The sequence below is a fragment of the Anabaena subtropica FACHB-260 genome (genome assembly GCF_014697105.1).
Taxonomy (GTDB): domain Bacteria; phylum Cyanobacteriota; class Cyanobacteriia; order Cyanobacteriales; family Nostocaceae; genus Trichormus; species Trichormus subtropicus.
Genome location: NZ_JACJRF010000079.1, coordinates 1 through 10,471 on the forward strand (window position 1 = coordinate 1; position 10,471 = coordinate 10,471).

Below are 10,471 nucleotides of genomic sequence, written 5' to 3' on the forward strand. Positions count from 1 at the left end.
ATAGCGTTCCAAAGTTTATGCTAGTCATGGGGGAAGTTTGATTTGAGAAGCTGGTAACTTTCATCTTCTTACTTCTCCCGCCTTTTTTCTTAATTCACATTAGGCGTAATTTACTTTTTGGTGTTCCTTTATTCAAAACTTTCTATTTTCAGGGTATTTCCTGTTTTAAATACTGCTTGTAACCTAGTTGTTCCAACTTTGCTTGCTTTGTCATCACTGAGTCAGATAGATTTTGACGATATTCTTGAACTTTGGTTAATAATTCTGGTTTTTGAGTTGCGAGGATTTGCACAGCTAGAAGTCCAGCATTTTTGGAATTACCGATCGCCACTGTAGCCACAGGAATACCAGCAGGCATTTGTACAATTGAATACAAAGAATCTACACCTTGTAAGTTTTTGGTAGCGACAGGAACACCAATCACGGGTAGAGGAGTTAAAGATGCTACCATGCCGGGGAGATGGGCTGCACCACCTGCACCAGCGATAATGACTTTAATTCCTCGATGGTGGGCTGTTTGGGCATATTCCACCATACGTTCTGGGGTACGATGGGCAGAAACGATCGCCACTTCACTTTCCACACCAAACTCTTCACAAATAGTGATCGCCTCTTTCATTGTGGGCAAATCTGAATCGCTACCCATAATAATGCCAACCAAGGGAGCCATAATAATTTAAAATTTAAAATTCAAAATTTTTACCCACATATAAGGCTGCGGGTGCAATTATCATCTCATATAGAGTTACTATTCAACAGATTGAGGGAACACAAGAAAGACTATTGACCAATGACTATCGACATTATCAATGCTAGAGTTCCTGGCTACCAAGATTTGCAGATGCTTTTGGTAAATCAAGCGGGTATAATTGAACAAATCTTGCCAATGGGGACAGTATTTAACCGATTTACACCGTCAGACTTACAAATAGTAGATGTGGCTGGAGATTGGGTTTCTTTAGGTGGCGTTGATTTACAAATTAACGGCGCTTTAGGTTTGGCTTTTCCGGATTTGGCGGCTGAGAATGCCCACTTACTAGAGAAAATCTGCCAATTTTTATGGGATGTGGGGGTAGATGGATTTTTACCGACACTAGTGACAACTTCAATCGAAAATATCCAGCGATCGCTTGCTGTTATTGCTGATTTTATCGCTACTGCACAACCTGGTTCCCAAATTTTAGGCGTACATCTAGAAGGCCCCTTCTTAAACTATCAAAAACGGGGCGCTCATCCGTCCGAGTATTTGTTACCTCTGACAATAGATCAAGTCAAACGGGTGTTGGGAGATTATGCCCATGTTGTTAAAGTTATCACCTTAGCACCAGAGTTAGACACCTCTGGGGAAGTTATCCCATATTTACGTTCTTTGGGAATCACCGTCAGTTTAGGACATTCTCAGGCAACGGCGACTCAAGCCCAAAATGCTTTTGCATTAGGTGCAACAATGGTAACTCATGCCTTTAATGCCATGCCCCCATTACATCACCGCGAACCCGGACTATTAGGGGCAGCAATTACCAATCCTCATGTGATGAGTGGTTTTATTGCTGATGGTCAGCACGTTTCGCCCATTATGCTGCAAATTCTCCTCCGTGCTACCAAAGGTCTGTTTCTCGTTAGTGATGCCCTTTCTCCCCTTGGGCTACCCGATGGCGTGTATCCTTGGGACAGTCGGCAAATAGAGGTGAAAAATGGCACCGCAAGGCTACCAGATGGCACACTATCAGGGACGACCTTACCTTTATTGGTGGGAGTAGAGAACTTGGTGAAATGGGAAATTTGTGATGTAGAAAATGCATTGGCACTGGCTACCGATGCGCCAAGAAAGGCGATTGGTTTAGCGGGAATTTCCCCTGGTCAACTGGCTCATTTATTATGCTGGCATTGGGACGACACGACAAAACAACTCACCTGGCAACGCTTATAAAGAAGCAACGCATTTTACAGAGCGAATTTCCATTACATCGGAGATGTAACAAGTACCGCCAAATTTATTGAGGAGTGGTTTGATGTTTTCTACTAGGGGTTTGATGTATTCTGGCTGGCAAAAGGCGATGATATAAACGTTATCAAGCATGATGGTATCTAAATCTTCTGTTGTGCCGCGTAATCCTTTACCTTCAACATTACGGATGACAGCGTGACCATGTACTCCTGATTTATCTAATCCTGCTAAAATTTTGCTCAATTCAAAGGCATTAGCAATAATTTCTATCTTTTTAACTAGGTGCATATTATTACCTCCAAAATAGGTTAATCCCGTACTGGTATAACGGAATGCCCACAATAATATTGAACGGGAATGTCACTGCCAGAGCGGTAGAAACATACAGGCTGGGATTAGCTTCTGGAACAGTTAACCGCATGGCTGCTGGGACGGCAATGTAAGAGGCACTGGCACACAATACAGCAAATAATAGGGAATCTCCCTGAGGCATACCAATGAATTTGGCAATTAGTAAGCCAATGCCTGCATTGAGTATGGGAACTAGTATGGCAAATAAAATTAGGAAAAATCCGGTTTTTTGTAAGTCTTTAATTCTTCTAGCGGCTACTAGTCCCATATCTAGGAGAAAGAAGGTGAGAGCGCCATAAAATAATCCTTGGGTGAATGGTTCTAACACTTGCCAACCGTGTTCTCCTGTTAAAAAGCCAATGATCAGGCTACCAACTAATAGAAAGACTGAACTATTCAAAAAGGCTTCTTGCAAAACGTCTTTCCAGGCAAATTCACGCTTTTCATCAACAGTAAAGAGGTTGACTAATATTAAACCAACGATGATGGCGGGAGATTCCATTAAGGCTAGGGCTGCTACCATGTAACCATCAAAAGTAATGCCAAGTTCGCTCAAAAAGGTGCTGGCGGTGATAAAAGTGACGGCGCTGATAGAACCATAGGTAGCTGCGATCGCCGCAGCATCGTAAGTATCCAGTTTTAGTTTTAAAATGAAAAAGGTGTAAATGGGAACAACACAGGCCATTAACATCGCTGCCAAAAGCGTTAAAACTACTTCCTGAGTAACTCCACTTTTGATTAGTTCTACTCCTCCTTTAAAACCTATGGCAAATAGTAAATACAGCGATAGGGCTTTAGGTATGGGAGCAGGAATTTCTAAATCCGACTTAACAAAAACAGCAATCATTCCCAAAAAGAAAAAGAGGATTGGCGGATTTAGGATGTTTGACAAAATCAAGCTACCATCCATTTCCACCCCTCCCTATATTGATCAAGTCGGTAATTTAACAAATTTTCCATCTTCAAAATTTTAACGCTTGACTCATGATGTAGCGTGTCTTGTTACCTCCTGTCAATTAGGTGTCACATATCTCAGGGACTTCCAGATAAAAAATATCCGTAGGTAGGGTGCGTCAGTGCGAGAGAACCTAGCCGTACCAAGAAATGATTCATACTGACGCACCCTACTAACTAAATCTTAAGATAGCGAACTCAAAAAAATGTCTATCATTTTATATCCCCATTTGTATGTTAAAAATCCACAAATAATTGCTAAAGTTAAACTGCCTATAATGTTTGTCGTCAAAGATTGGGAACTCCCAAACCAATCTGCGTAACTCCAGTACACTGCTGCAATTATCACTCCAGTTAATACGCCAGCACTAAAGCGTATCATCCCAATCTTTGTATCTTCCGACTTTAATTCCTGTGAGTTTGGTTCTGGTGGTAAAGGATTCATAGGAGATTTTTGCCTTTTTATATAATTTTAGAGTGAGGAAGTGAGAGTCCGGGAGATGTAGCTTGCCTTCGTAGGGTGAGGAATAACTATGGACTAATCACTATTGACTTTGCAATCGCCCATCTTCCATGTGAACGATGCGATCGGCTATATCTAAAATTCGGGCATCGTGAGTTACTAAGAGTACAGAACAACCTTCTTCTTTGGCAAGAAGCTGAATGATATCAACGACATCTCTCCCGGTTTTACTATCTAATGATGAGGTGGGTTCATCTGCTAATACTAGTTTAGGTTGGGCAACTAATGCACGGGCGATCGCTACTCTTTGTTTTTGTCCACCGGATAATTTCTCTGGATAATAGTCTATGCGATCGCCTAAACCAACAGCGTCTAAAATCGCTACAGCCCTATCTCTATATTGATATTTAGAAATTTCTGGATGTAGTTTTAAGGACATACGCACGTTACCATAGGCGCTCAAGCACTTGAGTAAGTTGTGATGCTGGAAAATATAGCCGATTTGGTTACGTATCTGCGTCAAATGCTTTTTGCTACAACCCTTGAGTTCTTGTCCGAAAATTTTTAAGCTTCCGTCTTGTACTGAACGTAATCCACCAATTAGTGATAATAATGTTGTTTTCCCACTACCAGAAGGCCCCGTGAGGATGACAATTTCCCCTGGATAAATGGCTAAATCTATATCTGTCAAGACGGGTTTGCGTAATGTTCCCTGTCCAAAAGCGTGATTGAGATTAGTGACAGCAACAGTAGATGAGGGAGTGGGGTAATTCATCATGAAATACCCATTTTTAACCAACTAAAAACTTGATTAACTGTGAGGTTTATTTTTATTTCTGGTAATATGGGTAAATAATTTTCTCCTTGAATTAATTCTGGTTGTTGCCCAGGTAAAAATGTCAGGATACTTGTGTCGTCAGGGTCAATAAACCATCCTAAACGACTACCATATTGCAAACAGTAGAGAATATTGCCAATTACTCTGTTAGGTTTTTGTTCTGGTGAAAGTATCTCAATTGTCCAGTCTGGGGGAAGTTCAAAGTTATCTGGAACTTCTCCATCGGCTGTAAAGTGTATCCGTTCCCAAGTAAATACAGCTACATCTGGGACAATTGAGCGATCGCCAAAAGAACAGCGTAGTTCAGGAAACGCATAAGCTATCTTCGCCTCTTCCGTCACTTGATTTACGGCTGCACAAAGTTTTCCTTGCAAGCGGCTGTGTCTCCCTTTTGGGATTGGTTTAGAAATAATTTCTCCGCTAATATATTCATTGGCTGGTTTAGTTTCTGGGAGATGGAGAAAGTCTTCTAAAGTCAGAGGTTGAGTTGTCGTAGCGCTCATGGCTTCTCAATCCTGAAAATACTTGTTCTCAGTTTAGCAAACTAGAACTGATGCCCACACAGGGAAAATGTCAATTACTATGATTCTGTGATTAATTTACCTAAATGCTTGAGGATTTTTAAAACTCCAGCTAAATTGTTGAGATACTGCGATCGCGTTGCAAATAGATCAGAAGTTCCATACTGTTTGCCCAAAGTTTTGACAAACAAATAGCTGCTACCATTAGTTATCATGCCATACAGAGGTTGTTCTGGTTGGGGATGAATAGCCATGTAAGCTAATGTCTGGGGAATTGCTAATTCTAAATCAAAGGTCGTTTTTTTTGATTCAATTAAGACTATCCATAATTTACCTTGCAAAATTAGAGCATCAATTCTTCCCCGTAAAATTTCATCATTATTTCCTTGTGCTTCAATTTCCACCGAAACCTCAGTTTTAAATCTATAGGGTGCTTGATAGAAACCCGCAAGTTCAAGTAATGGTGACAGCACAACCATTTTTATGGTTTCTTCTAAAAGACTTCCATCTGAGATTTGATATAGATAATTTTGTCGAACTTGTTCTAATCTTGCTTGCTCTGCTTCATTTAATGCAGGTAAATCTACCATCCATTCAGTAAAAAATTGACTATTACCACTTAGTGTTAAGCCCAGTTTCTCCTCGACTTGGCGAAGAGTGGTGATTTTTTCTGCAATGGCTATGCTTGTTGTCATGACTAAATTTACGCTACTCGCATAGTATCAGCATAATTGAATTGAAAAGGCAGTGAAACTTCGTTTTATTTTTTTCAAAATACGTCTGCGGGATCGGCGGAACGGAGTTTAGTGGTAGCGATCGCACCAGATACACTACACATGATAATTGTCAACAGAAAGACTTGAATTGCTACATCTGCTTTCATGACTAGGGGAATGCGGGTAAGTGTAACTAATAATTCATAAATACCGACTGAGGCGAAAAAGCCGGGGATGAATCCCATCACGCCGAGAATTACAGCCTCTTGTAATACTACTAGTAAAAGAGAGCGATCGCTATAACCCATTGCTTTGAGTGTGGCATACTCTGCTAGGTGATCGCTAACATCTGAATAAAGGACTTGATAAAGGATAATTACCCCGACGACAAAACCGACGACTGTACCAAATTTGAGGATAATTCCTTCTGGTTGTGAGCTGTGAAAGTCCTGTTCTCGTTGTATTAATTCTGCGTGTGTAAACACGCTCATTTCTTGGGGAAGGCGTTGACGTAACTGTGCTTGTACTGTCTGAATATTTGCACCTTCTTTCACCTTGACAACCCCAAGTCTGACAGATTTCAGGCTATTTTGCCCATTGCGCAGAGCATAGTTCCAATCACTCATGATCACATTACCTTTATCATTGATGGTACTGCCCATACTAAATAGTCCTACTGGATATGTACGTTGATTTTCCATGAGAGTGACTACATCTTTTTGTTGAGTCAGTAATTGGGGAATGTCTCCTAAAGTAGCTTGAGAAAGACGATCAAAAAGTACTGCGTCTGGTGCAGTCAATTTAGAAAGTTGCTGGTTGACTTCTGGTAAGTTCATGACAAAGGATTGGCTGGGATTAAAAGCAATTACTCTGACTTCATTACCAAAAAAACCTCTTCTGCGTGGAACTCGGCGATTGGAATCATTAGGTTGAGATAACTGATTGGGATTTACCCAATTGGCGCGACTTATATAAACTGGGGCGACAGCTTCCACTCCATCTACAGATGCAGCTTGATAAAGATAAGCCTGAGGAAAAGAAATCCGAAACTGTAAACTAGGGCTAAATGATGAGACGAGGATTAAATCTCCTCCTAAACTTTCATGCAGTTTGGTTGTTCCTTCTGTCAACATCGCCAATAGTCCCAGTTGAGTAAACATGAGAATATTCGCAAAGCATACACCTGTAGTTGCTACCGCTAAACGTACTTTTTGGTGGGATAACTGCGCCCAAGCTAAGGGTGTCTCTATGTAGATATTCTTCAAGAAAAATTTAAGCGGGGATAGTTTCATTTTGATAGTTGATTGTGGGAAATGGAAGAGAAGATGAGCTTCCGACTATTAAATTGGGGTTCAAAACAGAAAACTTCGAGTTCAAAACAGAAAACTTCTGGTTTAAAACAGGAAACTTCGAGTTCAAAACAGAAAACTTCTGGTTCAAAACAGGAAACTTCTGGTTCAAAACAGAAAACTTCTGGTTTAAAACAGGAAACTTCGAGGTCAAAACAAGAAACTTTTGGTTTAAAACAGGAAACTTCTGGTTCAAAACAAGAAACTTCTGGTTCAAAACAAGAAACTTCGAGATCAAAACAGAAAACTTTGATTTCCAAGCTTTATCTCCCGGTTTATAAAAACTAAAGCTACATTTTTTCTAAAGAACATCAATCTTCACACGCACTTGCATTCCAGTTAATGCAGCAACCTTGGGGCTATCTTCTGAATTAATGCGGATTTTGACTTCAACTACTCTGGCGTTGACATCATTAGTAGGATTATTTTGGTCTTGATTGAGGCGGGTTCTACCAATTTGCAAGCCGATTTGAGCAACCTTACCGCCAATCTCACCACTAAAGCCGCCATACTCGCTAGTGATAATCACTGGCTGTCCTAGTTTTACTTTGACGATATCAGTTTCGTAGACTTCAGCGATCGCATACATTTGTTTTGTTTGTCCGAGTTCGGCGATTCCTTCTTGAGTGTTTACCTGTTCACCGACACGGGTATTGATGCGTAAAATTTGCCCAGCTACTGGGACTCGGACTTGTGAATCTTCTAATTCGGCTTTGCGTTGTTCTACCTGAATTTGGGCTTGTTGAAGTTCGGCTTTAGCTATATCAACATCAACTGGACGGACTTCCTGTAGGCGTTTGAGATTGGCGTTTTCTCTATTTATTTGGGCTTCTAAGGTGGATGTGGTATTGTCTAATTCGGCTTGATTTTGTGCCAAAATTGCCTTAGCTCGATCAAATTCTTCTTGAGCATCATCGAGTTCAGAACGTTTGATAGCTCCTTCTTCTGCTAAAGTCACATATCGCTGGTATTTTATTTGAGCATTACGCATTGTGGCTTCAGCTTGAGCAATCGTCGCTTGTCTTTGTTTGGTTTCCGTGCGTAATCTGGCTGTTAATTCAGCGATCGCTGCTTGTTGCGCTAAGATTTCCCCTTGTTTAAAATCTCCTTGTTGGGTTCTGAGTAATTGCGATCGTTTAATTGCTACATTAGCCTGGGCTTCTCGTAATTGTTGCTCGGCTTTATTCTGTCCTTGGAGAAGGGCAATTAGTTGATTTGCTCTAACAAAGTCGCCCTCTTTTACTAATATTTGGTTCACCCGACTATCTTGGGCATTTACAACAGAAATTTTGATTACATCCCCCTCTGGTATTAATTTACCTAAAGCTACTATTTGAGAAGATGTAACAGTTTCCGTTGGTGTGGGAGAGTCACGGGGATTATTTTGTGCCTGCATGGCACTGCAAGCTGTACAAGTAATTAAGCTGAGAATCGCTGTGTTAGTAATACACTGGCGCAAAATAGCAGAAACACCTTGCTGAGAATAAATCATAGGTTTTGACGGAGAGTTTTAGTTTTACGTCAAGCCACGAATATCACACAGAACAGCAGCCTCAGGTGGAGGTAGATTTTTAGTTTACCTTAGGTTTTTTTAATCGAAAAATTATGAGCAATCAGATTATAGCTTTTCTTATTTTACTACTCATTACTCATTACTCATTACTCATTACTCACTACTCATCATCTTTAATTTCTGCTCTAACAATCCAATTAGTAAATCAGCCACTAGGGCAATTACAGCCGCAGGTACAGCCCCAGCTAAAATTAATTGATTATTGACTACTGCAATTCCCTGAAAAATAAACACTCCCAAACCACCAGCACCAATTGCAGCTGCAATAGTTGCAATCCCAATAGAAATGACTGTCGCCACTCGTACCCCTGCCAAAATCACACCCATTGCTAAGGGAATTTCTACCTGTAATAACAATTGTCTATCTGTCATTCCCATTCCTCGCCCAGCTTCTCGAATAGCAGTATCTACTCCAGTTATTCCCGTATAAGTATTAAGAATTATCGGCATTAGGGAATATAAAGTCAGCGCAACAATTGCTGGGATAACACCAATACCACCAATTAGCGGTACAGGAATGAGTAAACCAAATAATGCCAAACTGGGGATAGTTTGGAGAATATTTGCTATACCTAAAATTGGTCGCCGGAGTTTTCCTTGGCGCGTGATTAAAATCCCTAAGGGAATACCTACAATAATGGCAATGCTAATAGCAACACCCACCAAAAATAAATGCTCTAGGGTGCGCTGAAGGATTTCTGGAGCATACTTAATTAAGAAGAAGTCTTTCATAAATTGGCTGGGAGCGATCGCAGACATTGGAGGAAAGCCAGACTTTCTGGATGTTGGGAAGCGAGAAATTCATCTTTTGTCCCTAATACTACCAATTCCCCCCCATACATCAAACCAATTCTTGATGCTAAAACCAAGGCTTCTTGAATATCGTGGGTGACAAAAACCACTGTCTTCTTTAATTCCTGTTGCAAGCGTCGAAACTCTTGTTGCAATTCTAAGCGCGTGATGGGATCAAGTGCGCCAAATGGTTCATCCATCAATAAAACTGGAGGATCAGCTGCTAAAGCCCTCGCTACACCGACTCTTTGCCTTTGTCCTCCAGATAGTTCATGGGGATAACGTTGAGCAAATTGTGCTGGATCTAAGCCTACCAAGTGTAATAATTCATGCACCCGTGTTTTAATTTGTTTAGGTTGCCAGCCCTCTAAAGTTGGGACTAAACCCACATTGCGTTCTACAGTAAAATGGGGAAATAAGCCTGTTTCTTGAATTACATAACCAATCTTGCGCCGCAGTTTAATTTCATCCCACTGATTTGTAGGGATTCCATCAAATAAAACTTCGCCTTGAGTAGGTGTGAATAAGCGATTAATTAATTTCATCGTAGTAGTTTTGCCACTACCACTACGTCCGAGTAATACTAATGCTTCTCCTTGATTAATGGTGAAGTTGAGATGAGATACTAAAGGACGATGGTTGCGGCTAAAGGTGACATCGCGGAATTCAATGGTAACTGGGTGAGTTTGGAGCATGATATTAATTCGTAATTCTTAATTATGAATTACTTGAGCTTTAATCTAGGTTGGGTGGGTCAATGAAACCTAATATTTATGAGATGATTGATGGAGCGATCACTTGATCTAGCTTAAAAATAATTGTGTTTTTCTACTTAATTTTGGTAATTATAAATCATCTCATACCAATTTAATATGAAGCTGCATAGAAAAGAGCTTCTAAAATAAAGTTATAAGAGGAGATAGACATTACCTGCTCAAATGTTAATTGCTCGAATAGTTGTTGTAT

Annotated in this window: 12 protein-coding genes; 2 read left to right on the forward strand and 10 right to left on the reverse strand. The window is 40.5% G+C overall.

What is annotated here, in order from left to right:
- Positions 1-148: 148 nt before the first annotated feature.
- On the reverse strand, positions 149-670 hold the full coding sequence (gene purE, locus H6G18_RS23915) for a 5-(carboxyamino)imidazole ribonucleotide mutase (RefSeq protein ID WP_190409581.1): 522 nt from the start codon (positions 668-670) through the stop codon (positions 149-151).
- Positions 671-790: 120 nt separating this feature from the next.
- Here purE and nagA point away from each other — a divergent pair, with 120 nt between their 5' ends.
- On the forward strand, positions 791-1,930 hold the full coding sequence (gene nagA, locus H6G18_RS23920) for an N-acetylglucosamine-6-phosphate deacetylase (protein ID WP_190409582.1): 1,140 nt from the start codon (positions 791-793) through the stop codon (positions 1,928-1,930).
- Here nagA and H6G18_RS23925 read toward each other — a convergent pair.
- The 6 genes from H6G18_RS23925 to devC form a co-directional block, all read right to left on the reverse strand.
- Positions 1,925-2,236 (reverse strand): P-II family nitrogen regulator, encoded by a 312-nt coding sequence (locus tag H6G18_RS23925; RefSeq protein WP_190409583.1) that lies wholly within the window; start codon positions 2,234-2,236, stop codon positions 1,925-1,927. The two genes, nagA and H6G18_RS23925, sit on opposite strands and share 6 nt — an antisense overlap.
- Positions 2,237-2,240: 4 nt before the next feature.
- Complete coding sequence (locus tag H6G18_RS23930; RefSeq protein ID WP_190409584.1) at positions 2,241-3,209, reverse strand: sodium-dependent bicarbonate transport family permease; 969 nt, start codon at positions 3,207-3,209, stop codon at positions 2,241-2,243.
- 589 nt (positions 3,210-3,798) lie between these two features.
- Positions 3,799-4,494 carry a DevA family ABC transporter ATP-binding protein gene (locus tag H6G18_RS23935; RefSeq protein ID WP_199311821.1) on the reverse strand — a complete coding sequence of 232 codons (696 nt, stop codon included), beginning with the start codon at positions 4,492-4,494 and terminating at the stop codon, positions 3,799-3,801.
- Positions 4,491-5,057 carry a Uma2 family endonuclease gene (locus H6G18_RS23940; protein ID WP_190409585.1) on the reverse strand — a complete coding sequence of 189 codons (567 nt, stop codon included), beginning with the start codon at positions 5,055-5,057 and terminating at the stop codon, positions 4,491-4,493. The genes H6G18_RS23935 and H6G18_RS23940 overlap by 4 nt, the downstream gene beginning before the upstream one ends.
- Positions 5,058-5,134: 77 nt before the next feature.
- Positions 5,135-5,770, reverse strand: a complete 636-nt coding sequence (locus tag H6G18_RS23945) for a type I restriction endonuclease (protein ID WP_190409586.1) — start codon at positions 5,768-5,770, stop codon at positions 5,135-5,137.
- A gap of 74 nt (positions 5,771-5,844) precedes the next feature.
- Complete coding sequence (gene devC / locus H6G18_RS23950; RefSeq protein WP_190409587.1) at positions 5,845-7,083, reverse strand: ABC transporter permease DevC; 1,239 nt, start codon at positions 7,081-7,083, stop codon at positions 5,845-5,847.
- A gap of 21 nt (positions 7,084-7,104) precedes the next feature.
- On the opposite strand from devC, the gene H6G18_RS23955 reads away from it, so the two are divergent.
- Entirely contained in the window at positions 7,105-7,428 is a 324-nt protein-coding gene (locus H6G18_RS23955) for a hypothetical protein (RefSeq protein ID WP_190409588.1), read from the forward strand.
- 13 nt (positions 7,429-7,441) lie between these two features.
- Here the strand turns inward: H6G18_RS23955 and H6G18_RS23960 are convergent, their stop codons facing one another.
- The 3 genes from H6G18_RS23960 to H6G18_RS23970 all read right to left on the reverse strand — a co-directional run bounded on the left by H6G18_RS23960 (position 7,442) and on the right by H6G18_RS23970 (position 10,200).
- The gene (locus tag H6G18_RS23960) at positions 7,442-8,632 is read right to left on the reverse strand and encodes an HlyD family efflux transporter periplasmic adaptor subunit (protein WP_190409589.1); all 1,191 of its coding nucleotides are present in this window, start codon (positions 8,630-8,632) and stop codon (positions 7,442-7,444) included.
- Between the two features lie 174 nt (positions 8,633-8,806).
- The gene (locus H6G18_RS23965; RefSeq protein ID WP_190409592.1) at positions 8,807-9,445 is read right to left on the reverse strand and encodes an ABC transporter permease; all 639 of its coding nucleotides are present in this window, start codon (positions 9,443-9,445) and stop codon (positions 8,807-8,809) included.
- Positions 9,442-10,200: an ATP-binding cassette domain-containing protein gene (locus tag H6G18_RS23970; RefSeq protein ID WP_190409590.1), complete on the reverse strand. Its 759-nt coding sequence runs from the start codon at positions 10,198-10,200 to the stop codon at positions 9,442-9,444. The genes H6G18_RS23965 and H6G18_RS23970 overlap by 4 nt, the downstream gene beginning before the upstream one ends.
- Positions 10,201-10,471: the final 271 nt, after the last annotated feature.